Annotated in this window: 28 protein-coding genes; 19 read left to right on the forward strand and 9 right to left on the reverse strand. The window is 63.9% G+C overall.

All coding sequences use genetic code 11. The features are described 5' to 3' along the window. The first annotated feature begins 3 nt into the window (after nucleotides 1-3). The 4 genes from KSS94_RS08880 (at nucleotide 4) to KSS94_RS08895 (ending at nucleotide 2,909) form a co-directional block, all read left to right on the forward strand. Entirely contained in the window at nucleotides 4-1,350 is a 1,347-nt protein-coding gene (locus tag KSS94_RS08880; protein WP_217842621.1) for a hypothetical protein, read from the forward strand. Next, nucleotides 1,347-1,730, forward strand: coding sequence for a tail fiber assembly protein (locus KSS94_RS27405; RefSeq protein ID WP_302471819.1), 384 nt, complete (start codon nucleotides 1,347-1,349; stop codon nucleotides 1,728-1,730). The genes KSS94_RS08880 and KSS94_RS27405 overlap by 4 nt, the downstream gene beginning before the upstream one ends. Nucleotides 1,731-1,809: 79 nt before the next feature. Beyond that, the gene (locus tag KSS94_RS08890) at nucleotides 1,810-2,367 is read left to right on the forward strand and encodes a glycoside hydrolase family 19 protein (protein ID WP_217842622.1); all 558 of its coding nucleotides are present in this window, start codon (nucleotides 1,810-1,812) and stop codon (nucleotides 2,365-2,367) included. Beyond that, complete coding sequence (locus tag KSS94_RS08895) at nucleotides 2,367-2,909, forward strand: lysis system spanin subunit (protein ID WP_217842623.1); 543 nt, start codon at nucleotides 2,367-2,369, stop codon at nucleotides 2,907-2,909. The genes KSS94_RS08890 and KSS94_RS08895 overlap by 1 nt, the downstream gene beginning before the upstream one ends. A 48-nt stretch (nucleotides 2,910-2,957) precedes the next feature. On the opposite strand, the gene KSS94_RS08900 is transcribed toward KSS94_RS08895, so the two are convergent. Next, nucleotides 2,958-3,284, reverse strand: coding sequence for a hypothetical protein (locus tag KSS94_RS08900; RefSeq protein ID WP_217842624.1), 327 nt, complete (start codon nucleotides 3,282-3,284; stop codon nucleotides 2,958-2,960). A gap of 249 nt (nucleotides 3,285-3,533) precedes the next feature. On the opposite strand from KSS94_RS08900, the gene KSS94_RS08905 reads away from it, so the two are divergent. Together KSS94_RS08905 and KSS94_RS08910 are read left to right on the forward strand one after the other, a co-directional pair. Continuing rightward, nucleotides 3,534-3,743, forward strand: a complete 210-nt coding sequence (locus tag KSS94_RS08905; protein ID WP_217843681.1) for a hypothetical protein — start codon at nucleotides 3,534-3,536, stop codon at nucleotides 3,741-3,743. Between the two features lie 292 nt (nucleotides 3,744-4,035). Then, a complete protein-coding gene (locus KSS94_RS08910) occupies nucleotides 4,036-5,178 on the forward strand; it encodes a hypothetical protein (protein WP_217842625.1) in 1,143 nt (380 codons plus the stop codon). Between the two features lie 335 nt (nucleotides 5,179-5,513). Here KSS94_RS08910 and KSS94_RS08915 read toward each other — a convergent pair whose 3' ends face one another. The 3 genes from KSS94_RS08915 to KSS94_RS08925 form a co-directional block, all read right to left on the reverse strand. Further along, nucleotides 5,514-6,761: an IS256 family transposase gene (locus KSS94_RS08915; protein WP_217838745.1), complete on the reverse strand. Its 1,248-nt coding sequence runs from the start codon at nucleotides 6,759-6,761 to the stop codon at nucleotides 5,514-5,516. 141 nt (nucleotides 6,762-6,902) lie between these two features. Beyond that, nucleotides 6,903-7,607, reverse strand: a complete 705-nt coding sequence (locus KSS94_RS08920) for an SOS response-associated peptidase family protein (RefSeq protein WP_217842626.1) — start codon at nucleotides 7,605-7,607, stop codon at nucleotides 6,903-6,905. A gap of 134 nt (nucleotides 7,608-7,741) precedes the next feature. Continuing rightward, a complete protein-coding gene (locus tag KSS94_RS08925) occupies nucleotides 7,742-8,305 on the reverse strand; it encodes a hypothetical protein (protein ID WP_217842627.1) in 564 nt (187 codons plus the stop codon). Between the two features lie 229 nt (nucleotides 8,306-8,534). On the opposite strand from KSS94_RS08925, the gene KSS94_RS08930 reads away from it, so the two are divergent. Together KSS94_RS08930 and umuC are read left to right on the forward strand one after the other, a co-directional pair. Next, on the forward strand, nucleotides 8,535-8,966 hold the full coding sequence (locus tag KSS94_RS08930; RefSeq protein WP_217842628.1) for a LexA family protein: 432 nt from the start codon (nucleotides 8,535-8,537) through the stop codon (nucleotides 8,964-8,966). Further along, nucleotides 8,950-10,233: a translesion error-prone DNA polymerase V subunit UmuC gene (gene umuC, locus KSS94_RS08935; protein ID WP_217842629.1), complete on the forward strand. Its 1,284-nt coding sequence runs from the start codon at nucleotides 8,950-8,952 to the stop codon at nucleotides 10,231-10,233. The genes KSS94_RS08930 and umuC overlap by 17 nt, the downstream gene beginning before the upstream one ends. On the opposite strand, the gene KSS94_RS08940 is transcribed toward umuC, so the two are convergent. From KSS94_RS08940 to KSS94_RS08950, 3 genes are all read right to left on the reverse strand, one after another. Beyond that, complete coding sequence (locus tag KSS94_RS08940) at nucleotides 10,230-11,006, reverse strand: hypothetical protein (protein WP_217842630.1); 777 nt, start codon at nucleotides 11,004-11,006, stop codon at nucleotides 10,230-10,232. The two genes, umuC and KSS94_RS08940, sit on opposite strands and share 4 nt — an antisense overlap. Continuing rightward, complete coding sequence (locus KSS94_RS08945) at nucleotides 10,994-12,013, reverse strand: KH domain-containing protein (protein WP_217842631.1); 1,020 nt, start codon at nucleotides 12,011-12,013, stop codon at nucleotides 10,994-10,996. Before KSS94_RS08945 ends, KSS94_RS08940 begins: the two co-directional genes overlap by 13 nt. A 116-nt stretch (nucleotides 12,014-12,129) precedes the next feature. Continuing rightward, on the reverse strand, nucleotides 12,130-13,047 hold the full coding sequence (locus tag KSS94_RS08950; protein ID WP_217842632.1) for a bifunctional helix-turn-helix transcriptional regulator/GNAT family N-acetyltransferase: 918 nt from the start codon (nucleotides 13,045-13,047) through the stop codon (nucleotides 12,130-12,132). Nucleotides 13,048-13,304: 257 nt separating this feature from the next. On the opposite strand from KSS94_RS08950, the gene KSS94_RS08955 reads away from it, so the two are divergent. The 11 genes from KSS94_RS08955 to KSS94_RS09005 all read left to right on the forward strand — a co-directional run bounded on the left by KSS94_RS08955 (nucleotide 13,305) and on the right by KSS94_RS09005 (nucleotide 24,732). Beyond that, on the forward strand, nucleotides 13,305-13,595 hold the full coding sequence (locus tag KSS94_RS08955) for a hypothetical protein (protein WP_217842633.1): 291 nt from the start codon (nucleotides 13,305-13,307) through the stop codon (nucleotides 13,593-13,595). Nucleotides 13,596-13,606: 11 nt separating this feature from the next. Then, nucleotides 13,607-14,239 (forward strand): hypothetical protein, encoded by a 633-nt coding sequence (locus KSS94_RS08960; protein ID WP_217842634.1) that lies wholly within the window; start codon nucleotides 13,607-13,609, stop codon nucleotides 14,237-14,239. A gap of 85 nt (nucleotides 14,240-14,324) precedes the next feature. Next, nucleotides 14,325-14,924: a DUF2491 family protein gene (locus KSS94_RS08965; protein WP_217842635.1), complete on the forward strand. Its 600-nt coding sequence runs from the start codon at nucleotides 14,325-14,327 to the stop codon at nucleotides 14,922-14,924. A 12-nt stretch (nucleotides 14,925-14,936) separates the two neighbouring features. After that, the gene (locus KSS94_RS08970) at nucleotides 14,937-15,362 is read left to right on the forward strand and encodes a DUF350 domain-containing protein (RefSeq protein WP_217842636.1); all 426 of its coding nucleotides are present in this window, start codon (nucleotides 14,937-14,939) and stop codon (nucleotides 15,360-15,362) included. Between the two features lie 10 nt (nucleotides 15,363-15,372). Beyond that, nucleotides 15,373-16,125 (forward strand): DUF1190 domain-containing protein, encoded by a 753-nt coding sequence (locus KSS94_RS08975; protein ID WP_217842637.1) that lies wholly within the window; start codon nucleotides 15,373-15,375, stop codon nucleotides 16,123-16,125. A 2-nt stretch (nucleotides 16,126-16,127) separates the two neighbouring features. Then, nucleotides 16,128-17,285, forward strand: a complete 1,158-nt coding sequence (locus KSS94_RS08980) for a glutathionylspermidine synthase family protein (protein WP_217842638.1) — start codon at nucleotides 16,128-16,130, stop codon at nucleotides 17,283-17,285. A gap of 343 nt (nucleotides 17,286-17,628) precedes the next feature. Beyond that, a complete protein-coding gene (locus KSS94_RS08985) occupies nucleotides 17,629-18,114 on the forward strand; it encodes a formate dehydrogenase subunit gamma (RefSeq protein WP_217842639.1) in 486 nt (161 codons plus the stop codon). Further along, nucleotides 18,108-19,658, forward strand: coding sequence for a formate dehydrogenase beta subunit (locus KSS94_RS08990; RefSeq protein WP_217842640.1), 1,551 nt, complete (start codon nucleotides 18,108-18,110; stop codon nucleotides 19,656-19,658). Before KSS94_RS08985 ends, KSS94_RS08990 begins: the two co-directional genes overlap by 7 nt. After that, on the forward strand, nucleotides 19,655-22,543 hold the full coding sequence (fdhF, locus tag KSS94_RS08995; protein ID WP_217842641.1) for a formate dehydrogenase subunit alpha: 2,889 nt from the start codon (nucleotides 19,655-19,657) through the stop codon (nucleotides 22,541-22,543). The genes KSS94_RS08990 and fdhF overlap by 4 nt, the downstream gene beginning before the upstream one ends. Next, on the forward strand, nucleotides 22,540-22,743 hold the full coding sequence (locus KSS94_RS09000) for a formate dehydrogenase subunit delta (protein ID WP_217842642.1): 204 nt from the start codon (nucleotides 22,540-22,542) through the stop codon (nucleotides 22,741-22,743). Before fdhF ends, KSS94_RS09000 begins: the two co-directional genes overlap by 4 nt. Nucleotides 22,744-22,914: 171 nt before the next feature. Continuing rightward, nucleotides 22,915-24,732 (forward strand): ABC transporter ATP-binding protein/permease, encoded by a 1,818-nt coding sequence (locus KSS94_RS09005; protein WP_217842643.1) that lies wholly within the window; start codon nucleotides 22,915-22,917, stop codon nucleotides 24,730-24,732. A 158-nt stretch (nucleotides 24,733-24,890) separates the two neighbouring features. Here KSS94_RS09005 and KSS94_RS09010 read toward each other — a convergent pair whose 3' ends face one another. Continuing rightward, nucleotides 24,891-26,057 carry an MFS transporter gene (locus KSS94_RS09010; RefSeq protein WP_217842644.1) on the reverse strand — a complete coding sequence of 389 codons (1,167 nt, stop codon included), beginning with the start codon at nucleotides 26,055-26,057 and terminating at the stop codon, nucleotides 24,891-24,893. 119 nt (nucleotides 26,058-26,176) lie between these two features. Next, nucleotides 26,177-26,956, reverse strand: coding sequence for a methyl-accepting chemotaxis protein (locus tag KSS94_RS27530; RefSeq protein ID WP_369992152.1), 780 nt, complete (start codon nucleotides 26,954-26,956; stop codon nucleotides 26,177-26,179). Nucleotides 26,957-26,985: the final 29 nt, after the last annotated feature.

Consider the following 26,985-nt stretch of genomic DNA (forward strand, 5'->3'; position numbering starts at 1 on the left):
CCGATGGATTACCCAAAGAGCACGCCCGGCATCGGCCTGGTGGACGGCCGGTTCGTGGACGAGAACACGACCACGGGCCAGCCTGGGTCGCTGATCCCGGCCGCATGGGCCAACAGCCTGATGGCGGAACTGCTGGGCCTGATCACGGCGGCCGGCATGGCGCCTGATGAGGCCGACACCACCCAGCTGGTGAAAGCTGTTCGCCTGCTCCAGCTGGGCGCTGTAGGCGGCTATGCGCTGGATACCGGCGCGCCAAACGTCTACGTCGCGACGTACACGCCGGCTGTCACGGCGCTGAAAGACGGCATGGTTCTGCGCTTCAAGCCCAAGGCCAGCAATACCGGGGCGTCTACGTTCGCGCCGAACGGGCTTGCGCCGAAGCCGATCCTGACCTTGAAGGGCGCGCCCGTTGGGGCGGGTGACATTGCCGTGGGGGCCGTGGTCTGGCTGCAGTACGACAGCAGTCTCGACAGCTGGATCAGCATTCTGTCGATGGCGCAGACCGCTGCAAGTGAGGCAGCGGCGGGCGTGGTGGAGCTTGCGACACAGGACGAAACGAGGGACTTGGCGGATGGCCTGCGAGCGGTAACGCCACTTTCGTTGAAAAAGCTGGTGATCAATACCGCGCCAGTCGCAGGAAGCGCTGCAAACCTGAAGCTGTCGGCCTGGGGCGCAAACCAACAGGTGAATGTCTCGGCTGACAGCCTGGTATTGACCACCGTCACGGGGGTGCCTGTCACGCTCGGCGTGTGGTTGACGATCAACGCCACAACGTCGGGGGCTGGGGGACTTGATACAGGGGTGATTGCCGCGTCGACCTGGTACAGCGTGTGGGTCGCCTGGAACGGCACCACAGTCATCGGTCTGTTGTCGCTCAGCGCGACCGCCCCGACGTTGCCGGCAGGGTACACGTACCGGGCGCGGGTCGGCTGGATTCGCACCGACGGCACGGCGAACAAGTACCCGATTGGGTTCGTGCAGGCCGGGAAGTCAGTTCAGTACAGGTACTCCAACGTCATCGCCAGTGGTGTGGCGGGTAACGTTTCCGTGCCAAATTGGGTTCCGGTGAGCGTAGCCAATGTTGTTCCCCCTACTGCGGGCCGCGCGTTCATCGGGCTGACCACTGGCGCAGGAGCGAACAATACCGGGGCTATGGCAAACCCAAACAACGGGGCGGGTGCTATCACCAGCAACGCCAACCCGCCAATGATCTCAGTCTCTTGCGCCGCAGCTACACCGGTCTGGGTCAACTCAACGGTGGCGATGACGTTGGAGTCAATGAACGTCTACTGGGCTAGCGGGCTGGCGGCGGCTGCAATGTATTGTTTCGGCTGGGAGGACAACTTATGAGCAGGAATACCGTAGGTGGGCCGTGGGCGGTTCGCAATGACATTGCGGGTTGGCGGGCGGTCATCGATCCGGAGGATGTTATCGATGGCCTGGAATATTTCCTGCCGGCCGATCAGGGGCCGCCACCGGATCTTGTCCCGTTGCCGATGACGGCTGAGCAGGTGCTGGCAGAGCGCGACCGCCTGCTCGGCATTGCAGCGCCTCGAATCGCGCCGCTACAGGATGCCGTCGACCTGAATATCGCCACGGCAGATGAAGTCGCGCTGCTGACAAAGTGGAAGCAGTACCGGGTCGCGCTGAACCGCCTGCAGGAGCAGGAAGGCTACCCCGCGTCCATTGCCTGGCCGGTCGCACCTGATGCCGCCGACGAAGCGGTGTAGCGCCGCCCAGGTTCACCGAACAAGCCCATGCCGCCCCGCACAGTCGGGGCTTCTTCTTTTCAGTCATAAGGATGTTGCTATGCCAATCACCGAAAAGCAGCTACTGCAGATCCTCCCGAACGCCGGCCGCCAAGCCGGCGTTTTTGTTCCCGCCCTCAATGCGGCGATGGGCAAGTACGCCATCATCACTCCGCTACGAATGGCGGCGTTCCTCGCCCAGATCGGCCATGAATCCGGCCAGCTGCGCTACGTGCGCGAGTTAGGTAGTGATGCATACCTGTCGAAGTACGACACCGGCCGGCTCGCCCAGCGTCTGGGCAATACCCCCGAGGCCGATGGCGATGGGCAAAAGTACCGTGGTCGTGGCCTCATTCAGGTGACTGGCCATGACAACTATCAGGCCTGCAGCGAGGCGCTGTTCGGTGATAGTCGCCTGCTCGCAACCCCGGAGCTGCTCGAGCATCCGGTCTACGCCGCCATGTCGGCCGGTTGGTTCTGGCATCGTGCGGGCCTGAACACGCTAGCTGATAAGGGCGCTTCGGCGTTCGAGCTGATCACCCGTCGCATCAACGGCGGGCTGAATGGTCTGGAGGACCGCCTGGCGATCTACAAGCGCGCCGAGCAGGTGCTGATCTGATGTCGCTTGGGGCCCGGTGTGTGCTGCTCGCCCTGCTCTTCGGGGCGGCGGTGGGCGGTCGCATGGCCTGGTTGTGGCAGGCCGATGAGCTGGAGAAGCAGGCGGCGGGGTATGAGCAGCAGTTGGCGGCGAAAGACCTGGAGCACAGCCGCGAGCGGGAAGCCGCCGCCGGTGCCGCCCTCGATCAGTTGGCGGTGCAGCAAGATGCCCGGCGGGATCTGGAAGACCGCCTGCAGGCGCAGGGCCAAATTCACTGGAAGGAGATGAACGATGCTCAACAAGCTCAGGCTCGCCTGCGCGACCGGCTTGCTACTGCTGATCTGCGGTTGTCAGTCCTGGTCGACGCCGGATCCTTTGCCGCCCAGGGTTGTGGTGGTGGGGGGCGAGAAGCCGCCGGCACCGGAGGCGTGGTGGATGGAGCCCTACGCGCCCAACTTGACCCAGCGCATGCTCGAAGAATTATCGCCATCACCGACGAAGGCGATCGAGGACTGATCGCGCTCAAGGCCTGCCAGGCCTACGTGCGAGAAACCACCAGGTGAGCCATCTGCGAAAGCCCGCTTCGGCGGGCTTTTTTTCGTTTCTGGCGATCACTTGGTACTGGCCAATATACGATTGACCTGCTCGACTGGGTCGGCTGCAAAGCGGTGATCTGCCAGGTTGATGCCGTGGGTGCAGCGCGCGGTATTCATCAGGTGCACGTATTCAACGTACGCGCAGTTCGCGCGCCGGTGCTCCACGGCAATCTGCTCCTGCAGCGCCTGGTTGATCTCCACCAGCTTGGTGATGTTGTGCTGGGCTCTGGCCAGTTCGAGCCGAAGGGCGTCGTTCTCGTTGCAGAGCATGTGGGATTGGTGCTCCAGCATCTCGAATCGTGTAGGCATGCCCAGCTCGAAACCACTCGTGTCGATGTCCATTGCCGCCTCATGCTTGCTGTATATTTGTACAGTATCTTGTTCAGCGATAGCGTTGGCAAGGTCCGTATGTCGCGGCGTGGGGTTAGGGCAATTTTAGGGCAGATACGGGGCCGCTTGAGGCCGGATCAGGGCGAACGCAACACGACGAAGCCCAGCGAAATAGGGCCTGTGGCGGCCTGTCGTGCGCTGCGGGCGGGTTCAAATCCCTATCCAGCGCATTGTCTACAATGACGTAGGAGGTGACGGTGAATGACTGGAACTCTAGAAGGCATGATCCTTCCTGGTGATCCGCTGATGCAGGAGGCGGTAGCAGCTTTCCGGCGGTATCAGGAAGCATTGGCTCAAGGCAGCTCGGCCGAGGATGTCGATCGATACCGTGTGCTAGCTGAGTCTCTGTTTCAGGCGATTGCAGATGTGAATATTCGCGCGCTTGGCGGGGCAGCCCACCCCCTCCAGTGAGTTGGGTGTGGGGCAAAAATGGGGCAATCCGTACGCCATTCTATGCCATTCAATGCCCACGGATGCAGGTGATGCAAAAATGCAGAAAGGCCTTCAAGCCCTGATATCTGGGGCTTGAGGGCCTTTCGCCGTTAATACACCAGCACAATCGGGGTATGTTCCACAACAACAAGGGTAGGCCCCTTCTGCCACGCTAGCTGGGCTAAAATTGACCTCATGCCATTTTCTTCTGAAGCTTTGCCTGTGCTCTCCGGAAGCGGTTTGAATACTTGATGTAACTTGAGGGGTGCGAATGTTTGTTTACTTGGACGAAACTGAGTTCGGTGATGGTAGCTTTAGCGGATATGGCTGTCTGGTCTCTCCTACTAGGATCGGTAGAGCTGTGATTGATGAGGCTCTCGAGAATTTGCGCGACGACCCAGACCGGTTTAATCCGCGTCAGAAGCCGATGGATGACAGGACGCTACAGCGCTCTTTCTTTCATGCTGCTGATGATAGTAAAAACGCGCATTCTCATTTGTGTCGTTCGATTTGTAAGCATGTTGTGGGTGACTATAATTCGCATATATTTCATACGGGCGCTCATTCATTTTCTTCCAAGGATGAGCTGTATGATCTTGCTTCAAAGTTGGCGGTCGTTGGTCTGTTTTCTCGCAGTGCGGAGCTGACATTTATTTTTGAGCGGCGTGGGAACTTGAATGTTCTAGCATTGCTCTCTAAGTGGTGGCCTGTTTTATGGTTTGATCTTGCGAGAAATGCTTACGCTAGTCCGTTTATTGTAAAGTATTATCCAAAGGTCTCCTTCGAGGTTTTGGATAAATCGGAGCCTGGTCTGCAGGTTGTGGACTTTATGCTTTGGGCCGCGCAAAAAGCCAGGATGGACGATCGATCTAACTGGTTCTCTCGCTTGCCCGGATGGATCAGGACCAAAACTACCGCTGTTGACGGTGGTTGGGAGGGCGAAAGCATTAGGATGCTTAAGCCTACGCCTAACCCTCGTTACGATATTGAGCATTGTAGGTTTGATGCTCCGAAGTTTGGGTGTGTAGAGATTTTGCAACAGTTCATTGTTAATGTTCAGGTTGTGATAAATAAGGCATGCTTTATTTCTGATCGGGCCCGGATAGAGCACTTTTATTCTGATGTGGAGTATTTGTGCGCGCAGCGGGTGGTTCCTCATGATCCTGGGCATATAAAAAAGATGGCTGTCTGTTTTATACGGCTGTTCGATAATATTGCAGTTGTTAGTGAGGATACACCCTTTGAGGATAAAACGTTTTGGTTGGCGACTCGTAAGTGCTTAGCGCTAGTGCTCCACGACGGCATAGAGGCGTGGGTACATACACTTCGATTGGCAGATATGCGAAATATGCTGATTGATCAGCAGCCTGATTGCTTGTCGATCGGCTTTGGTGTCGATCCGATCAGTAATTGACCGATTTAAGCTCTGACCCCTGGAGCAACAGGGGCAGCTTCGGGCTGCAAGTGACCCATCATCGAGTGGGTATGGGATGGGAGCAAATCGTTGCTTGGCTGTGGGTTTGGGTTGGTACAAAATTGGTACGCGGTAAAATGTGTGCGTCTCAATATGCCGTGAATAAAGGCTTCAAAGGAATGACTGCCCAATCCATCATCGGCGCATCGTTAAAGCGACAGGGCGGCGCAGAGCACAGAGTACAGAGTGGTGGCGGTTTGTGATTGCCCAGGCGGGACTGTCAGATTTTTTGTGTGCGGGCCGGTAACGGCCTGCCGTCAGGCAGGCCCTGATTCTCACCAGGTCGGCCTGATGAACCGATCTCCATACAGAATCGCAAATTGATTCATCGCGCTTTTCCAGTCATGGGCCGGCTTTCCCCAATTGGCTGTTATGTTGCGCAATCCCAGCCAGATCAGTTTGGTCGCTGCGTCATCATTCGGGAAATGCCCACGAGTCTTGATGACCTTGCGTAGCTGGGCGTTGATGCTCTCGATGGCGTTGGTGGTATAGATCACTTTCCGGATGGCGGGCGGGAAAACAAAGAATGGAATCACGCGATCCCAAGCCCGTCTCCAAGCAGCCACCACCGTTGGATATTTCTCCCCCCACGGCCCGTTCTCAAACTCATCGAGTGCTTGCTCAGCCGCTTCAGCATTGATGGCTTGGTAAATCGGCTTCAGCTCCTTGGCCAGAGCTCGCCGCTTGTCCCAGGCCGCGAAGTCGAGGCTGTTGCGGATCAGGTGCACGATGCACGTTTGCAACGTCGTCTCTGGAAACACGGCACTGAGAGCCTCTGGCATACCTTTGAGGCCATCGGTCACGGCAATCAGCACATCTTCGACACCGCGCGTCTTGAGATCGTTAAAGACCTTCATCCAAAACTTCGCACCCTCGGTGTTCTCGATCCAGATGCCCAGGATATCTCGCGTTCCGTCGGGAAGAACGCCCAGGGCCAAGTAAATGGCCTTGTTGCGCACCAGGCCCTCTTCGCGGATCTTCACCCGCAGCGCATCGAAGAAAATGACCGGGTACATCGGCTCCAGTGGCCGCTGTTGCCACGCGCCAATCTCGTCCATGACCTCGTCTGTCACAGAGCTGATGAAGTCGGGTGAGACCTCTGTTCCATACTGCTCGGACAGAAAGGCTCGGATCTCTCTGACCGTCATTCCACGGGCGTACATGGCGATGATCTTGTCATCGAAACCGGTGTAACGCCGCTCATGCTTGGGGATCAGAATGGGCGCAAAACTACCGTCTCGATCGCGAGGGATTTCCAGTCGTAGCGGGCCATCGCCGGTCAAAACCGTCTTGCCACTCTTGCCGTTACGCTGATTGGTTTCATCCGCCGGGCGCTGCGCGCCCGGCGGATAACCCAGGTGGTGACCGAGTTCGGCACTCAAGGCACGCTCGATCAAGGCCTTCTTGAACGCCGCTGAGGCATCCTCGATTGCTTCTGCGGACATCAGGCCCTCGCCGAACTGCTCCAGCAGCTCTTTGGGGATTTTTGGCAGGTCACGCAAGGGTTTCTTTTTGGTTGGCATACATGCACCTCTTACTCATGTTATGCCCGAACACAAAATTTCTGACACCCTCCCCCAGGCCTGGAGCCCATGCACTCGACAGCGCAGGGCGGCGGCCCGAAAGCAGACGATGGGCCGGGAACATCGGCCACATCACAGTTGTCATCCCAACGGCATCGTCCCCAGCGGCAATATCAACTCCGCCCCTTCATTCCGCACATTCCCCACCTCCCGCCCCACCGCAAACCACTCAAACGCCTCCACCGGCAAACCCTGCTCCTCAGCCACCCGCTGAGCCTCGTCCCCAGTCAAATCCGGATCAATCCACCGCCGAGCCTGCTCCGCCCCCAGCACCAGCGGCCGCCGGTCATGAATATCCACCATCCCCCCATCACTCGCCGCGGTGATGATCACAAACCCGTCCCCCTCGTTGGGCGCAAGCCCCGGCCGTACCTCGGCCAGCGCCGCCATGAACATCGGCGCGCCGCTTTTCAGGCGGATGAAGTACGCCTGCTTGCGCTTGGGCTCCTGCGGGTCGGCCACCCACTCATACCAACCATCGGCCATCACCAACGCCCGGCCCTGGGGCCACAGGGCCTTGAAGAATTTGCCGGTGGTCACGGTCTCGACGCGGGCGTTGATCGGCGGCGGGCGCTTGCCGGTGGCCCAGAAGGGCGCCCAGCCCCAGTGGCAGGGGTCGATGCGCAGGCCGTCGGCGGCGTTGTGCAGAATCAGCACGCGGCTGCCGGGGGCGACGTTGTAGCGGGCGATGGGGGCGTTGTCGTAGCCGCTGACCACGTCCTGTTCGGCCTGCAGTTCGCGCAGGTAGTCGGCCAGGCCCTGGTACTGGGCGAAGCGTCCGCACATGGGGTGCCTCCTGGGTTGCGAAAGCGGTCGGCACCTTGCTGCGCGCCGTACCTGAGTCTGCTCAGGATAGACGGCGGCAGCAGGCCGGTGCCGCTGGCTGCGAGCAGGCGAAGGAGGTCACGCCCGCAACAGGGTCATGCCGAGCAGATAAGCACCAGCAGCAGCGCTACGACCGCCATGAACACATAGTTGAGCACGCTGAAGCGCGCGTTGCTGCGGCCCTGGGGGTCGCCTGCGGCGGCGTTCAGGCCGCGCTGGCCCAGCCAGGTGATCCAGGCGGTGACCGGCAGCATTCCCAGGCTGGCGAAATCCGCGATGGGGTAGCCGATATTGTGGCGCGACAGGACGTCGGTCAGGTTGCTGATCAGCATGCCGACCACGAACAGCGTGGCCAGCTCTTTGGGATTCCAGTCGAAGTCGTTGCCGTCGCGCTTGAGGCGCGCGTCGGCCTCGCGGTACAGGGCGTGGGTGAAGAACAGCGCAAAAAACGCCCGGGCTACCGGCCACAGTTTTTCGCCGGTGCTGCGTTCTACCTGCTTCCAGTTCTTGTAGGCCCAGTACAGCTGGTACAGGCCGAGGGAGAGGATGTAGAGGGTGAAGAACTTGCCTCGGGACACCACGTAGAACGGGGGTTGGGCCGTTGCTTCGGGGGTAGTGGCCAGGTCGGGCTGGGGTGGGGCATAGGTATTTTCGGGCACGGGCAGTCCTTTGGTTGGGCCGGAAAAGGGGCGGGCACGGTAACTCAGGTGCTGGGGTAAATACAGGGCCTGGGTGGATGGCACCGGCTTTGCCGGTGATCGCGGGCAAGCCCGCTCCTACAGGGAGCGCGTCGGGCTCCATCTGTCGAAATTTCCTACGCCGAAATTGACCGAGCGGCCGATTCGCCATTAACTGTATATGCATACAGTCAATCTTCAAGGCCACCCCATGACCTCCATCCTCGGCCCGCTCGCCTGCGGGCAGGCCACGCTTGCGCGTTATGCGTTCCGCGTACCGGCGGGCTTTCCGTCGCCAGCGGCGGACCACCTGGAGCAAGCCCTCTCACTGGACGAGTTGTTCAACCTGCGCGCGCCGCACATGTACCTGGTGCGCATCGACGGCGACAGCATGCAGGGCGCCGGCATTTTCGATGGCGACCTGGTGATCGTCGACCGCGCCCTCGAGGCGCGCCACGGGCATATCGTCATTGCCGCGGTCAATGGCGAGCCGTTGTGCAAGCGCCTGCAGCGGGCGGGCAGCCAGGTGGTGCTGTGCTCCGAGAACCCGCGTTTCCCGCCGCGCTACATCCTCGAGGGCGACGAGCTGTCGATCTGGGGCGTGGTCACCTTCAGCGTGCGCAGCCATGCCGCCAGTGCCTGAGCCGGTATTTGCGCTGATCGACTGCAACAGCTTCTACGCCAGCTGCGAGCGGGTGTTCCGGCCCGACCTTGCGCGCACGCCCATCGTGGTGCTGAGCAACAACGACGGCTGCGTCATCGCCCGCAGCGCCGAGGCCAAGGCCTATGCGCGCATGGGCGAGCCGTACTTCCAGATCCGCGACAAGCTGCGCCGCCACGGGGTGCTGGCGTTTTCGTCCAACTATGCGCTGTACGGCGATATGAGCCAGCGGGTGATGGCCCTGATCGAGTCGATGGTGCCGGCCTGCGAGGTGTACTCCATCGACGAGTGCTTCGCCGACCTGCGCGGCATCCCCGGCGACCTCACTGCCTTCGGCCGCGAGGTGCGCGCCCGTGTGCTGCGCTGCACCGGCATCCCGGTGGGGGTGGGCATCGCCCGCACCAAGACCCTGGCCAAGCTCGCCAACCACACCGCCAAGCGCCTGCAGGCGCATACCGGCGGGGTGGTAGACATTTGCGAGCCGTTCAAGCGCGACTGGGTGCTGCGCAACACCGGGGTCAGCGAGGTGTGGGGCATCGGCAAGCGCCTGACCGCGCACCTGGCCGAGCTGGGCATTCGCACGGCGATGGACCTGGCCAGGGCCGATGCGCGGCTGCTGCGCGACAAGTTCAGCGTGGTGGTGGAAAAGACCGCCCGCGAACTCAACGGCATCGCCTGCCTGGAGCTGGACGAAGCCGAGCCGCCACGCCAGGAAATCTGCTGCAGCCGCATGTTCGGCGAACGCCTCACCGAGCTTGCGCCGATCCGCCAGGCGGTGGCCACCTACACCGCCCGTGCGGCGGAAAAACTGCGTGCCCAAGGCTCGCTGTGCCGGCGCCTGCGGGTGAGCATCCGCACAGGGCTGTTCAACCCCGACGAGGCGCAGCATGCCCAGGGTGCGCTGGTGCAGCTGCCATATCCGAGCAACGACACCCGGCTGCTCACGGGTGCGGCCCGCGAAGCGCTGGGGCGGCTCTACCGGCCCGGGTTTCGCTACAGCAAGGCCGAGGTGCTGCTGCTCGAGTTGTGCCGGCCGGGGGAGTTCACCGGCGACCTGTTCAGCACCGTGCAACCGGCGGGGGCAGGGCGGCTGATGGCGGTGCTGGATGAGGTCAATGGCCGCTACGGCCGGGGGGCGTTACGGGCTGGCAGTGTGCCCCTGGCGCCTGAGTGGGGGATGCGCCGGGAGATGATGAGCCAGGCCTATACCACGCGGGTCGAGCAGCTGTGGCGGGTGTGCGCCGGTTAAGAGGCGGCTTGGTTTACAAGGCCGAACGATGCTGCGAGCCGTTCGATAGTGGACGGGAGGTCGCCCTTTAGCCCCAGTGCCTTGAAGTCGATCTTCTCGGTTGCCAGGTGCTCAAGGAACTGTGCCATGTCCGCGTTGAGGCTCTCGGGCAATTCGATGACCTCGCCGCTCAGAAGGCCGGTCAACGCCAGTACATCGTTGCGGTGCTTCCTGATGTTCCTGCTGTCGATTCCTTGCTCACCGTTCATTTTGCGCTGAGACAGGTTGAGCCAGGCTTTGGCCTTGAACGGGATGAGGCGATCAGCGTTGATGTAGCACAGCACTTCATTTTGCTGGCGCCCACCCAGCAAGAAATCGTAGTAGGCATCATCGAGCAGGATCGCAGACAGGCTGGAGACTGACTCGTCTGTGGGGATGGGTGTCGTCGTTGAGCATTCTGTGTGCTCCAGGCCCTCTGGAGCGCGCGAGAAGAGCTCGATCATCGCGGGGTACGCCTCATCGGCAGGGTGCTGGAAGCGATAAAAGACAGGGCGGTCACCGCCCTTTTGCTTGATCTGGTAACCGCCAGCCCTGATGAACGCCCAGAAGTGCGTGACGAATCCGGCATCCAAGGCCTCGATCACCAGGACGATGTCCAGGTCCTTGGTTGCCCGAAAACGTTCACCGGCGTCATCCATGACCAGAGCAGAGGCAACGCCACCGATCAGTACGTAGCGATCACGGAAATCGCAAAAATGCTGACCGAATACATCCAGGCCTTTCACACCAGCCATTCAACCTGCTCCCTGAGTTGATCCAGTGCCATCTGAACGCGTTCGTCGGGGTTGCCTTCCAGGCTTAGAAACAGTGAAGCGGGGTCCGCCTGGTGTTGCGCTTCGCTGAGCGACGGATACGCCCAGACTTCCACCCATTCTTCGATCGTGTCCACCGACTCACTGGCCTCGAACGCCTGGAGTGCAAGCATGTCGTTGAACACTTTCCTGGTCATGCCCCATACCGCCTGCTGTGGGGCGGCCAGCATCGTGTAGCTGGCCAGGGCTGATTCTCCAGCCATGAATACACCGGGCGCCATGGGCAGAGTGTTGCGAGTTATGCCGACCTTCTTCTTGACGGGAGACCGCAGGTATTGCCTGGCCTTTTGAAATACCTCGGCAGGTGAGCCACTGAAAGCGTAGGTGTTCCATTGCAACTCGCTTTTGACAGGGTTGATCACCTGCAGCGATGTCAGTTGATCCACTGCCTTCGAGAGGGTCACCCGGCTGTAGTCGAGATCGCCCAACAGCGCGCTCGTCGTGAAGCAGGCTTGGCCAGTTTTGCCCGCACGCAGGCATGACAGAAGCATGGCCTGGGCGGCAGGGAGGAGAGCGGCCACATCACTTTGCTCGCGCCGTTGGCGGAAGCTTTCACGCAGATCCAGCGCTATCTCCGGTAGGAACATCTGGAAACCGGGCTGTATGAAATTCACCTGATGGGTGATCAGACTGCGCCGGTGCTGGACCGTCAGAGACCTGCAGACGTAGGCGATTACCTGACGGGTAGCCGCATGCACCAGGTCGATATGCTTGCGTAACTTCACGATGCCAGGGTAGTCATCCCCATCTTTGGCGACCAGCAGCACCATGCTGAGCGTCGAATGCTTGGTCATCAGGAGGCTCAATTCGAAGATTTCGTAGCTATCCCGAATGTTGAAGGGTACTGCGGGCGTTGCGGGTGTCAGTTGCGTTGTCACCCCGAGAACGGACTCGATGTACGCCTTTGCTTCATCTTGTAGGTTCAGCATGGCCCTGCTTCATGTTAATCAATTTTTTTCACTGTAATCCAGTATGGTTAACGGGTCAAAAAATAGGTTAACAGCGTGAGTGTCACGGGTACGCCGACTGTACGCAGCCTCAAGCGTCACAACCGCAACGCCCAGGTCTGGCTGACCAGGTCCTTGCCAAAGCTGTGCACCGGCTCCTCTTCCACCAACTCGAACCCGGCCTTTTGGTAAAGCCGCCGGGCATCGGTCAGCACGCTGGTGGTCCACAGGATCATCCGTGCATACCCGGCCTGGCGGGCAAAGCGCAGCGCCTCGTCGATCAGCCGGTTGCCGATGCCCAGGCCCCTGGCGCTGGCGTCCACGTACAGCATGCGCAACTTGGCCGTGGTTGCGTCGTGGCGCACGACGAACACCGAACCGATGGCCTTGCCGTTTTTTTCCGCGATCCAGCAGTGGTCGGACGCCGGGTCGTAGTCGCGCAGGTACTCGGACACGATCTGCGCCACCAGGGCTTCGAACTCGCTATTCCAGCCATATTCGCGGGCATACAACTCGGCCTGTTGCTGCACCACCTGGCCCATGTCGCCCGGGCGCGGGGCGCGCAGCAGGTAGTCGGCGGTGCGCCGGCCCAGCAGCGCCTGCACCTGTTGCATGGCCTGCACCAGTTGCGCCTGTTGGCCTTCGGGTAGTTGTTCCAGCATCTGCGCCACTTCTTCGCGGGCGGCCAGTTCCAATGACGCCACCACGCTACGGCCCGCAGCGCTGAGCTGCAGGTGGGTGACACGGCCATCGCTGTCCGAGCGTGCCTTGGTGATCAGGCCGTTCTTTTCAAAGGCGGACACCATTCGGCTCAGGTAGCCCGCGTCCAGCCCGAGTGCCTGGCACAGGCCAGCGAGGGTGACGTCGGTGGCGGCGCTCAACTCGTAGAGCACCCGGCTTTCGGTAAGGGAGAACGCGCTGTGCAGCAGGTGCTCGTTGAGGGCGCCGACCTGCTGCGTATAGAAGCGGTTGAAGCGGCGCACGGCTTCGGCACGGTCATCGAGGGGGGAGGTCATCGCAGGTATCCCTATATTTGCTTTAGGCAATTATATGATTGCTTTTAGCAAACATGTCAATTCGCAGGCCTTACCGGAAACATCGGGCAAAACCGCGCAAGCGCTTGTTACACAGCTACCCGCCGTCATTCAGCCTGGCAGGCCATAGTCATTTGCGGGCAGTGCTTCAGCAAAACGCCGCTCATCGGCTGGGTCGCCGGGATGGGTGGACTCAACAAGAATTCCGTACGATGATCTTCGTAAATCAAGGATGAACCATGCCAAAGGGTTTCAAGGCAGTCAGAAGCGCAGTACTCGCCGCACTCGAATCAGGGGCGTACCTGCATGTGTCGCGGGGCGATATCGCAGTGAAGAACCTGCTTGCCATGGGCGCAGTCAGCGCAGATGAGGTGATCGATGTGATCCACGCCTGCCAGGGCCGCGACTACAGCAGCAGCCCCCACCACGCCGTACCAGGCATCGAGGTGCACGTGCTGCGCCGCTGCCACTGGTACATCAAGTTCTTTTTCATCGAGCCGCACACGTGGTTCATCAGCGTTCACCAGTGAGTAACCCGATCATGAAGATCTTTTTCGAAGGCGATACCGGCCAGGCCCTGTGCGAACACTGCCAGGCGCTGGTGGCCATGCACTTCACCCGCCGCGACGTGCCGTTCAGCGATGGCCAGGGCCTGGCCCGGGACATCCTGGTGGGTGTGTGCGACGGCTGCGACCGGGTGGTGGCCATCCCGGCGCAGTCCACCCCGGCCATTCGCGAGGCGCGCAAGCAGCAGCTCAAGTCCATCGAGGCGCGGCTGCCCGCGGTGTACCTCGATGTGCTGGACGCCGTCATGCAGGCGGTCAGCAGCGAGGCGGGTGCACACCTGCGCAAGCTGTTCCTGGCGCACTACTTTCAGTTACTGGTGCAGGCCCAGCAAGGGCCGGGCCTGCAGCCGGCCCACGAGGCCTTCGTCCAGGCGTTGCAGGCACAGCGGCGTCAGCGCGGGCTGCCGGAGTCCAACGCCACCCGGCGGCTGTCGATGAAGGTCAACCCGCACACGGCCGAGGACTTTCTGGCCCTGCTGCAGCAAACCCACATGAGCCAAACCGAGCTGCTCAAGGCTGTGATCGCGCGCATCCAGGCCGATGTGCTCGAAGCCCGCGACCCGCAGGTGATCGGCGCGTTGCAACGGTTGGCGCGGGTGGCGGGGTAGTGCGCGCAGGGCGCATTGGCGCGGCTCACAAAACCGGCTATGGTGTCGCCCCTCGCAAGGCCCCGCGCGACCCCAGGGAGTTTCAATGTCGCCTTCACACAGCCCCCGCGCGCCGTTCGGCCTGCACGGCGGGCGCACCTTCACGCCGGCCGGCTACCTGGCCAGTACCCTCGATGGCTATTCGCAACTGGTGGTCCCTGGCGCCGAACAAGTGTGGGCGGTGGGTGAAGTCGACCTGGGCGATGCCGTGCGCCTGCTGCGTTTCTACCTGGACGACGAAGACTACTGGCTGCAGGTGGTGATGAACGGCTCGGTTGCCGGTGACACCCTCCTGTTCGGCTACCACAGCGTCGTGCCGCTGCAAGGCCAGGCGCAGGTGCAGCAGCTGGTGGGCCCGGGCTCGAAGGTCGGCCTGCCGATGTACGAGCACGACGGCTACCTGTATTCGCGCCAGTGGGGCAGCGGGCAGGGCCAGGCCGAACTGGTCCCGTTCAGCGAGCAGGTCGGCAGCCCCGAGGCGAGCTACCGAATCCGCCACCTGGCGATGCTCTACGCCCGCGACACCGGCCTGCCCGGGCGGCGCGAATTCCTTCTGCTGTCGGTGGAGGAAGACGCCCAAGGCCATACCAGCCTCAGCACCTCGCTGGGCGTCACCCTGCACCCCACGGACTTCTACGTAACCTGACAAGGACCTTTCATGCTCGACGCTCTGCGCCTGTCGCTCAATGCCCCCGCCGTTACCGGCTTCATCGCCTACATCAGCGTGGCATTGCTGCTGTTCTGGCTGTTCCAGTTCATCTACACCCGCCTCACACCACACCGTGAGTTCGCCCTGATTCGCGAAAACAACCCGGCCGCAGCGATTGCCCTGGGTGGCTCGCTGATCGGTTTTTCGCTGCCGGCCAGCAACATCATCGCCTACAGCGTCAGCCTGGTGGACGTGGTGGCCTGGGTGGTGATTGCCGCCGTGGTGCAACTGGTCGCCTTTGGCCTCGCCAGCCTGGTGCTCAAGGGCCTGTCGGCGCGTATCGCCCGTGGCGAGCTGGCGGCAGCCATCTACGCTGCCAGCGTGGCGATCAGCGTGGGCTTTCTCAATTCGGCCTGCATGACTCCGTCGGTGTAAGGAGCCCGCCATGAGAAAAAGCCCGGTCAAGCTGGTGCTGGCCAGCTCCCTGCCGCTGGCGCTGAGTGCCTGTGGCCCCAGCGAACCCACCTATACCGTCACCCAGCGGGTCAACTACGACGACCTGGCTGCCTGCGTGGCCGATCAGGTGCCGCAAAAGGATTGCGAACAAGCCTACAAGCAGGCGTACACCGAGTACCTGCACGGCGAGCCGCTCTTTGCCTCGCTGAGCGCATGCGAGGCCGAGTTCAGTGCCGGCGGTTGCACGTTCAAAGCTGGCTATTACCGGCCGCTCATGAGCGGCTTCGAGTTGGAAACCTCAGGCGAGGTGACCGAGTCGCAGCTGGCCAAGGCCAACAACGGCCAGGCTAACCTCAGCGGCAGCATGGCCACCGGCGTGCTGGCCGGCCTGCTGCTCAGCCAGGTGCTGCCGGGTGACCGGCATTACCGTGCGCAGCCGCTCTACAACTACAGCGCCGGCGGCAAGAGCTACCGCCGGGGCCTGTTCAGCCAGCGCTATGCCATTCAGCGCGACCTGCAACAGGAACAGCAGGGCAGCAGCGGCAGCAGCGGCGGCGGTTCGTACGGCGGTGGTGGCAGTAGCAGTAGCAACACCACCAGCAGCAGTAGCCGTTGGGGCAGCAGTAGCCGGGAACAATCGCGCACCACGGTCTCGTCCAGCATCTCGCGCGGCGGCTTTGGCAGCCAGGCCACTGCACGCGGCGGCTGGGGCGGGCGCTCCGGCAGCTTCTTCGGGGGCTGAGCATGCGCAAGGTCGACTGCGACGAACGCCCCGGCTGGCGCGCCACCGCCGAGCGCGAAGGCTTTGCCTTCCACACCATCGACGGCGAGCGCTACTGGGACGAGCGCGGCTACTACCAGTTCAGCGAGGCCCAAATCACTACTGACCTGGAGGCGCCCACGCAAGAGTTGCACGCCATGTGCCTGGACGCCGTGGCGCGCATCGTCGACAGCGAGGCACTCATGGCCCGCCTGGCCATCCCGCCGGCCTACTTCGACCTGGTGCGCCAGTCGTGGCAGGCCGGCGAGGCGCATCTGTATGGCCGTTTCGATTTCAGCTACGCAGGCGTCGGCCCGGCCAAGCTGATCGAGGCCAACTACGACACCCCCACGTCGTTGTACGAGGCGGCCGCGTTCCAGCTGATCTGGCTCGACGAGCAGGTGCGGCGCGGCGTGCTGCCCCCCCACGCCAGCCAGTTCAACAGCATCGCCGAGGACCTGGTACAGGTGTTCCGGGCCATGGGCGGGGAGGGCTTGTTCCACTTCTCCACCATCAGTGGCTCGGTGGAGGACCGCGGTACCACCGACTTTTTGCGGCGCATGGCCGAGCATGCCGGCATCGGCACCCGGCACATCGACCTGGAAGACATCGGCCTGAGCGCCGAGGGCCGTTTCGTCGACCTCGACGGCCAGCCGATCCGGCGGCTGTTCAAACTGCACGCCTGGGAGCACATCTTCCATGAGGCATTCGGTGGGGCCATCGCTGGCAGCGGTACGCAGTTCGTGGAGCCGGCGTGGAAGGCGCTGGTGTCCAACAAGGGCCTGCTGCCACTGCTGTGGGAATGGCATGAGGGCCACCCGAACCTGCTGCCGGCGCATCTGGACAGCGACCCGCAACGCCCGGTACCCAAGGGCTGGGTGCGCAAGCCGTACTTCTCCCGCGAGGGCGCCAATGTCGAGCTGCGTACCCTCGACGGCCAACGGGAGTTCGAAGATGGCCCGTACACCGACGCGCCTTACATCCTGCAGGCGCTGGCGCCGCTACCCAGGTTCGGCGACAGCTACACCCTGGTCGGCTCCTGGGTGATTGGCGGGCAGGCCTCGGGCATCGGCATCCGCGAAGACGACACCCTGATCACCAAGGACAGCTCGCGCTTCGTGCCCCACGTGGTCCTGGACTGAGCGCACCGCCCCCTGTAAGCCGGCTTGCCGGCGATAGGGCCATAAGCCGTTAACATCGGCCCGCAGGCCAGGCCCCATCGCTGGCAAGCCAGCGCCTACAGGGCCGTTACCAACTTGCCCATGGTCGCTTTCAGGCAGCACCTGGTCGCCACCGCGCTACCAACCCGGCCAAGACCTGCCATGCTTCCAGGATGCCTGCAGACCGTGCGCACCCAGACGCCCGGCCGCCGGCAAGGAGGGTGCCCGCCACCAGGCCACCGTGACCGGGGCGGCGCACCGCAGCTGAACACCGCCGGATACCGGCCCGCCACCCGGGCTGGCCCGGGCTGCCGAGGTCTGCTGTATGCCTGATGATTCGCACCACCTGCCCCTGATCCAGCGCGTCCTGGCCCGCGAAAAGGCCACCCCCGGCGCGTTGTTGCCGATTCTCCACGCCATCCAGGCCGGCGCCGGCTACATCCCCGATATCGCGGTCGGCGAAATCGCCCACGCGCTGAACCTGAGCCTTGCCGAAGTGCGCGGGGTGATCAGCTTCTACCACGACTTTCGTACCACGCCGCCGGCGAGCCACACCCTGCGCCTGTGCCGCGCCGAGTCCTGCCAGAGCCGCGGCGCCGAAGCCCTGGCCGCGCAACTGCGCGAGCAGCTCGGGCTGGGCGACCACGGCACCAGCGCTGACGGCGCGCTGAGCCTGCGCCCGGTGTACTGCCTGGGCGCCTGCGCCTGCTCGCCGGCCCTGGAGCTGGACGGCCAACTGCATGCACGCCTGACCCCCGAGCGCCTGCGCGCGCTGGTGGAAAGCTGCCGTGAGGAGGTGAAGGCATGCTGAACCTGTGCATTCCCTGCGACTCACTGGCGCGCGCCGTTGGCGCCGACCAGGTGGCCGAGGCGCTTGCCCGCGAGGCTGAGCGCCGGCAACTGCCGCTGAGCATCAAACGCACCAGTTCCCGTGGCCTGTACTGGCTGGAGCCGCTGGTGGAACTGGAAGGCGCCGATGGCCGCCAAGGCTTCGGCCCGCTGACGGTCGACGATGTGCCTGGCCTGCTCGACGCCCTGCAAGGCAACCGCCAGCACCCGCTGGCGCTGGGCCCGGTCGAAGCCATCCCCTACCTGAAAACCCAGCAGCGCCTGCTGTTCGCCCGCGCCGGCATCACCCGGCCGTTGTCGCTGGACGACTACCATGCCCATGGCGGCTTCGAAGGCCTGCGCCAGGCCGCGCTGCTCGATGGCGACGAGGTGGTCACCGCGGTGCTCGACTCCGGCCTGCGCGGTCGCGGCGGCGCGGCGTTCCCGGCGGGCATCAAGTGGCGCACCGTGCGTGAGGCCAAGGCTGCGCAAAAGTACGTGGTGTGCAACGCCGACGAAGGCGACTCCGGCACCTTCGCCGACCGCATGCTGATGGAGGGCGACCCGTTCCTGCTGATCGAGGGCATGATCATCGCAGGCCTGGCCGTGGGCGCCAGCCACGGCTACATCTACGTGCGCTCGGAGTACCCGGACGCCATTCGCGCGCTCAACGAAGCGATCCTGCTGGCCCGCGAGGCCGGCTACCTGGACGTAGCCGGTAACGGCCTGGCCTTCCATCTGGAGGTGCGGGTGGGCGCCGGCGCCTATATCTGTGGTGAAGAAACCGCGCTGCTCGAATCGCTCGAAGGCAAGCGCGGGATCGTGCGGGCCAAGCCGCCACTGCCGGCGCTGCAAGGGCTGTTCGGGCAACCGACGCTGGTGCACAACGTGCTCACCCTGGCCTCGGTGCCGATCATCCTGGCCGAGGGCGCGGCGTTCTACCGCAATTACGGCATGGGCCGTTCGCTGGGCACGTTGCCGTTTCAGCTGGCCGGCAATGTGCGCCATGGCGGGCTGGTGGAGCGCGCCTTTGGCCTGACCCTGCGCGAGCTGGTCGAAGGCTACGGCGGCGGTACCGCCAGCGGCCGGCCGATCAAGGCGGCGCAGGTCGGCGGCCCGCTGGGTGCCTGGGTACCGCCGGCGCAGTTCGACACCCCGCTGGACTACGAGGCCTTCGCCGCCCTGGGCGCGATGCTCGGCCACGGCGGCGTGGTGCTGGCCGACGACACCCTCAACATGGCCGGCATGGCACGCTTCGCCCTGCAGTTCTGCGCCGAGGAAAGTTGCGGCAAATGCACCCCGTGCCGCATCGGCTCGACCCGCGGCGTCGAGGTGGTCGACAAGCTGATCGCCAGCACCGACCCCGCTTATCGCGAAAGCCAGGCCGGCCTGCTGCGCGACCTGTGCGACACGATGCAGTACGGCTCGCTGTGCGCCATGGGCGGCATGACCGCCTACCCGGTGGCCAGCGCCCTCAAGCATTTCCCCGCCGACTTCGGCCTGGCCCCTGCGGAGGCTGCGCAATGATCAACTACTTCGACCCCGGCAGCAGCGACCTCGACCTGGGCACCCCCGAACGGGCCAGCGACGTGCAGGTCAGCCTGGTCATCGACGGCCGCACCATCAGCGTGCCGGCTGGCACCTCGGTGATGCGCGCAGCGGCCATGCTCGGCACCAGCATCCCCAAGCTGTGCGCCACCGACAGCCTCGAAGCCTTCGGCTCGTGCCGTATGTGCATGGTCGAGATCGACGGCATGCGCGGCTACCCGGCCTCGTGCACCACGCCAGTGGGCGAGGGCATGGTGGTGCGCACGCAAACCCCGCGCCTGGCCGACCTGCGGCGCAACGTGATGGAGCTGTATATCTCTGACCACCCGCTGGACTGCCTGACCTGCTCGGCCAACGGCAACTGCGAGCTGCAAACCGTCGCCGGCCAGGTGGGCCTGCGCGAGGTGCGTTACGGCTATGACGGCGCCAACCACCTGGCCGAGCAAAAAGACACCTCCAACCCGTACTTTGACTACGAACCCAGCAAGTGCATCGTCTGCAGCCGCTGCGTGCGCGCCTGCGAGGACATCCAGGGCACCTTCGCCCTGACCATCAGCGGGCGCGGCTTCGAGTCGAGGGTGGCCGCGGCCGGCGGTGACAACTTCCTGGCCTCCGAGTGCGTGTCGTGCGGCGCCTGTGTGCAGGCCTGCCCAACCGCCACCCTCAGCGAAAAAAGCCTGGTGCAGTTGGGTCAGCCTGAGCGCGCAGTCATCACCACCTGCGCCTATTGCGGCGTGGGCTGCTCGTTCCGTGCCGAAATGAAAGGCGACCAACTGGTGCGCATGGTCCCCGACAAGCAGGGCGGCGCCAACCATGGCCATGCCTGCGTCAAGGGGCGTTTTGCCTGGGGCTACGCTACCCACCCCGACCGCATCACCAAGCCGATGATCCGCAAGCGCCTCGAAGACCCGTGGCAGGAAGTCAGCTGGGACGAGGCGGTCAACTATGCGGCCAGCGAGCTCAGGCGCATCCAGCTCAAGTACGGGCGTGATTCGATTGGCGGCATCACCTCCAGCCGCTGCACCAACGAAGAGGCCTACCTGGTGCAGAAGCTGGTGCGCACCGCGTTCGGCAACAACAACGTCGACACCTGTGCGCGGGTTTGCCATTCGCCCACCGGCTACGGCCTCAAGCAGACCCTCGGCGAGTCGGCCGGTACCCAGAGCTTCGACTCGGTGATGCAGGCCGACGTGGTGCTGGTGATCGGTGCCAACCCCACCGACGCGCACCCGGTGTTCGGCTCGCAGCTCAAGCGCCGCCTGCGCCAGGGCGCGCGGCTGATCGTCATCGACCCGCGCCGCATCGACCTGGTGGACTCGCCCCACGCCCGCGCCGAGCTGCACCTGCAACTGCGCCCGGGCACCAACGTGGCCATGCTCAATGCCCTGGCCCACGTGATCGTCAGCGAGGGCCTGCTAGCCCAGGGCTTCATCGATGCGCGCTGCGAAACCGAGGACTTCGCCCGCTGGCGCGACTTCGTCGCCCAGCCCGACAACGCCCCCGAGGTGCTGGGCCCGCTGTGCGGCGTGCCCGCCGAGGACATCCGCGCCGCCGCCCGGCTGTATGCCACCGGCGGTAACGCGGCCATTTACTACGGCCTGGGCGTGACCGAGCACAGCCAGGGCAGCACGGCGGTGATGGGTATCGCCAACCTGGCCATGGCCACCGGCAACATCGGTCGCGAAGGGGTAGGGGTGAACCCGCTGCGCGGGCAGAACAACGTGCAGGGCTCCTGCGACATGGGTTCGTTCCCCCACGAGTTGCCCGGCTACCGGCACATCTCCAACGAAGGCGTGCGCAGCGAGTTCGAGCAAGCCTGGGGCGTGACCCTGCAGCCCGAACCGGGGCTGCGTATCCCCAACATGTTCGAGGCGGCGCTGGACGGCAACTTCAAGGCGCTGTACTGCCAGGGTGAGGATATCGCCCAGAGCGACCCCAACACCCAGCACGTCACCGCAGCGTTGCTGGCCATGGAATGCGTGGTGGTGCAGGACATCTTCCTCAACGAAACCGCCAAGTTCGCCCATGTATTCCTGCCGGGTAGCTCGTTCCTGGAGAAGGACGGCACTTTCACCAATGCCGAGCGGCGTATCTCAAGGGTGCGCAAGGTGATGGAGCCGCTGGCCGGCAAGGCTGACTGGGAAGCCACCGTGGCCCTGGCCAACGCCCTGGGCTACCCGATGAACTACCGCCACCCGTCGCAGATCATGGACGAAATCGCCCGCCTGACGCCGAGCTTCCACCGCGTCAGCTATGCCGAGATCGACCGCCATGGCAGCCTGCAATGGCCGTGCAACGACGCCGCCCCTGACGGCACCCCGACCATGCACATCGACCAGTTCGTACGTGGCAAGGGGCGCTTCATGCTCACCGGCTACGTGCCCACCGACGAGAAGGTCAACGGCCGCTATCCGCTGCTGCTGACCACCGGGCGCATCCTCAGCCAGTACAACGTCGGCGCCCAGACCCGGCGCACCCACAACGTGGCCTGGCACGACGAGGACCGGCTGGAAATCCACCCAAGCGACGCTGAAAGCCGCGGTATCCAGGACGGCGACTGGGTGGGCGTGGGCAGCCGCTCGGGGCAGAGCGTGCTGCGCGCACGGGTCAGCAGCCGGGTGGCGCCGGGGGTGGTGTACACCACCTTCCACTTCCCTGAGTCGGGCGCCAACGTGATCACCACCGACAACTCCGACTGGGCCACCAACTGCCCGGAATACAAAGTCACCGCGGTGGAGGTGGTGAAGGTGTTCCAGCCGTCGGAATGGCAAAAGCGCTACCAGCGCTTCAGTGACGAACAGCGCCGCCTGCTTGAGCAGCGGCGCCAGGCCGAAGGCCAGGAAAAGGCAGAGGTGCGCCGATGAGCAGCGACAACCTGGTGAAGATGGCCAACCAGATCGCCCACTATTTTGACAGCGAGCCCGACCGGGCCAAGGCGGTGCAGGGCGTACGCCAGCACCTACAGAGCTTCTGGACCCCGGCCATGCGCCAGCAATTGGGGGCTTGGATCGAGGGGCATGCCGGGGAGGGGGTGGATGACAAGGTGAAGGAGGCGTTGGGTTAATTGTTGCCTGTACCGGCCCTATCGCGGGGCAAGCCCGCTCCCACAGTTGGCGTGGGAGCGGGCTTGCCCCGCGATAGGGCCGGTACAGCAAAATGAAATGTCCGTCATTTACGCAAGGCTTTTCACCCACCGGTGCTAACCTCGCGAAAACCCTGCTTCGGACACCGCACCATGGACATGAACTGGCACCAGGCCCTGCAACAGAGCCTGAGCTGGCTGGCAATCGCCACAGGCATCACTTTCGTCTGCTTCACCCTCGCGGCCTGGCTGGCCGTGCGCTACACCCGCTGGGGCCGGCAGTTCTGGCATCTGGCCGGCCCCTATTTCAACTTGCATCGCACCTGGCGCCCGCTGCTGGCCTTTGCCCTGCTGCTGGTGCTGACGCTGTTCGCGGTGCGCCTGAACGTCTTGTTCTCGTTCTGGTACAACGGCTTTTACAGCGCCCTGCAGGGCCTTGACCAAACGGCCTTCTGGTACCTGCTTGGGGTGTTCGCGGTGCTGGCGACCATCCATGTAGTGCGGGCGCTGTTCACCTTCTACGTAACCCAGGCGTTCAGCATCCGCTGGCGCGTATGGCTCACCGAACGCCTGAGCGCCGACTGGATGCGCGGCGATGCCTACTACCGTGGCCAGTTCCTCGAAGAGCCGGTGGACAACCCCGACCAGCGTATCGAGCTGGACATCAACGCCTTCGTCACCGGCTCCGTATCGCTGGCCTTGGGCGCGGTCAGCGCGTTGATGTCGCTGGTGGCCTTCACCGGTATCCTCTGGGGCCTGTCGGCGCCGTTGGCGGTGGCCGGTATCGAGGTACCGCGAGCGATGGTGTTCGCCGTGTATGTGTACGTGCTGATCGCCACCTGGATTGCGTTCCGCCTTGGCCAGCCGCTGATTCGCCTGAATTTCCTTAACGAAAAGCTCACAGCGAACTTTCGCTACGCGCTGATGCGCCTGCGCGAAAACGCCGAGAACATCGCCTTTTACCAAGGTGCACAGGTGGAGCGCGGGACCTTGCTCGGGCGCTTCTTCGCGCTGATCGGCAACGCCTGGGGCCTGGTGTACCGAAACCTCAAGTTCAGCGGTTTCAACTTAGGCATAAGCCAGGTAGCGGTGGTGTTCCCGTTCATCCTGCAGGCGCCGCGCTTTTTCAGTGGCGCGATCAAGCTCGGTGATGTGATGCAGACCTCCCAGGCTTTTGGCCAGGTGCAGGATTCGCTGTCGTTCTTCCGTGAGTCCTACGACACCTTTGCCAGCTACCGCGCCACCCTCGACCGTCTGACTGGCTTCCTTGACGCCAACGAGCAGGCCGCCGCGCTGCCGCAGGTGGATTGCCACGAGCTGCCCGGGGCGCTGGTCATCAACGGCTTGCAAGTGCGCCGACCCGACGGCCATGCGCTGATCGACGGCCTCGGCCTGCACCTTCACAGCGGCCAGGCGCTGCTGATCAAAGGCCCTTCGGGCAGTGGCAAGACTACCCTGTTGCGCGCCCTGGCCGGGCTCTGGCCCCACGCCGACGGCAGCGTACGCCGGCCCTTGGGGCACCAGGCGCTGTTCCTATCGCAGCGGCCGTACCTGCCGCTGGGTGACCTGCGCACCGCCATCGCCTACCCGGCCGACGGCTTGCCGGCAGACGATGCCCGCATGCAGCAGGCCCTGCGCCAGGTGAATCTGGCCCACCTGGCCGAACGCCTGGGCGAGCAACGCGACTGGTCGCGCATCCTGTCGGTGGGCGAGCAGCAACGCCTGGCCTTTGCCCGGGTGCTGTTCAACCAGCCGCAGATCGTGTTCCTCGACGAGTCCACCTCGGCGATGGACGAGGGGCTGGAGCATGCGCTGTATGCGTTGCTGCGCAGCGAAATGCCGCACACTTTGCTGGTGAGCGTGGGGCACCGCAGCACCTTGGCAGGGTTCCATACGCACCGGCTGGAAGTGGACGGGCAGGGCGGCTGGAAGCTGCTGGAGCAGGCGCCGGCCGAGGGGGTTTTGGCTTAAGCAGGGCCGGCCCCATCGCCGGCAAGCCGGCTCCTACAGGGATCGCACAAGCATCAGGAAAACGCTGTACCTGTAGGAGCCGGCTTGCCGGCGATGAGGCCAGTACAGGCAGTACAAGACAGTTGTTCCCTCAGGGCGGCCTACTTGCGAAGTCTGCATCAGCCCCGACTCATCCTCAGCCCAACTAGCGTCACCATCGCAAACCCCCCACCCACCAGAAACGTCGCCTGATACCCCACCCAGTCCCACAGCCCGCCGGCCAGCACGCTGGCCACCAGCAACGCCATCCCGGTCACCAGGTTGAACAACCCGAACGCGGTGCCGCGCAGCTCAGCCGGGGCGCTGTCTGCGATCAGTGCGCTGAACACGCCTTGGGTAAAGCCCATGTGCAGCCCCCACAAGCCCACGCCCAAGGCCAGCCCCAGCCACCCCGGCAGCAGCGCCAGGGCCAGGTCTGCCAGCACCAGCAACCCCAGGCCGATCATCAGCACGCCACGCCTGCCGATGCGGTCCGACAACGCCCCGGCGGGGTAGGCCGACAGCGAGAAGGCCAGCGACATCACCACCAGCACCGCCGGCGCCCACAACGCCGGCAGCCCCAGTGCCTGGCCGCGCAATAGCAAGAAGGCCTCGCTGAAGCGGGCCAGGGTGAACAGCGTGGCCAGGGCAATCAATCGCCAATAGCCAGTGCCCAGGCGCGCCAGTTCGCGTCGGGCCAGGGGTGCGCGCACCGGGCGGGTGCCGGCGTGCTCCGGCTCGCGCACGCACACCACCAGCACCACGATGGCCAGCACCGCCGGCAGCACGGCGGCCCAGAACACCGCTTGGAAGTGGCTGGCGGTCAGCCACATCAACACGATCGCCAGCAGCGGGCCGATGAACGCGCCCACCGTGTCCAGCGCCTGGCGCAGGCCGAACGCGGCGCCGCGCAGCTCGGCTGGGGTGACGTCGGCAATCAGCGCGTCACGCGGCGCGCCGCGGATGCCCTTGCCAATGCGGTCGACAAAGCGCGCAGCGGTCAGCCATTCCAGGCCCGAGGCCAGTGGGAATACCGGCTTGGTCACGGCGGCCAGGCCATAGCCCAGCACGGTGAGCAGCTTGCGCTTGCCCAGGCGGTCGCTGAGGGCGCCGGAGAACACCTTGGTGATGGCGGCGGTGGCTTCGGCGATGCCTTCGATCATGCCCACGGCCAGCACCGAGGTGCCGAGCACGCCGACCATGTACAGGGGCAGCAGGGCGTGGATCATCTCCGAAGAGATGTCCATGAACATCGACACGAAGCCCAGGGCCCAGACGCTGCGGGGGAGGGGGTGGTGATGGGGCATGGTGATCTCGGTGGGGGATTGAGATCACTGTAGACAAGGCTGGCCTCATCGCCGGCAAGCCGGCTCCTACAGAGGCGTGTGAAACCCTGTGGGAGCCGGCTTGCCGGCGATTGCGGTGGTCAGGACTTGAACCGCCCCACCAACCCGTTCAGCTCATCCGACAGCTGCGCCAGGCGCCCGGAATCGGACTGCGCCGAACTGGCCAGGCCTTCCACCAGACGCGCCTCGTCGTAGATCTGCTGGATATGCCGGTTGATCTCCTCGGCGACGCTGTGCTGCTCTTCGGCGGCGGCGGAAATCTGCAGGTTCTGGTCGCGGATCTCGTTCACCGACAGCTGGATCCCCTCGAAGCTGTCGCGGGCGCTTTCGATCGACGACACGCTGGCCCGGGACAGGTCCAGGCAGCTGTCCATCTTGTCCGACACTTCCTGGGTCTTGGCGCCCAGGGTGTTGAGCAACTGGTCGATCTCGCCGGTGGAGTCGGAGGTGCGCTTGGCCAGAGCCCGCACTTCGTCGGCCACCACGGCAAAGCCGCGGCCCTGATCGCCAGCACGGGCGGCTTCGATGGCCGCGTTGAGCGCCAGCAGGTTGGTCTGTTCGGCGATGGCGCGGATGGTGCCGAGGATCTGGTTGATGCTGCGGCTGCCTTCCTCAAGCTCCACCATGGCCTGGGACGACTCGCTCAGGCGCATGCCCAAACGGTTGACGTTCTCGGTGGTGGCCTCGATCTGCTGCTTGCCCTCGGCGACGCGGCGGTGGCCGTTTTCGGCGGCATCTGCGGCGCTGCTGCACGAGCGGGCCACTTCGTTGGCGGTGGCGACCATTTCGTTGAACGCAGTGGACACAAGCTCCACTGCTTCACGCTGGCGCCCGGCAGCTTCGTTCATGTCGCCGGCCATGGCACTGTTGGCTTTCGACGCTTCGTGCA

Origin of the sequence: Pseudomonas fakonensis, from assembly GCF_019139895.1 — a bacterium.
In the GTDB taxonomy this organism is placed as follows: domain Bacteria; phylum Pseudomonadota; class Gammaproteobacteria; order Pseudomonadales; family Pseudomonadaceae; genus Aquipseudomonas; species Aquipseudomonas fakonensis.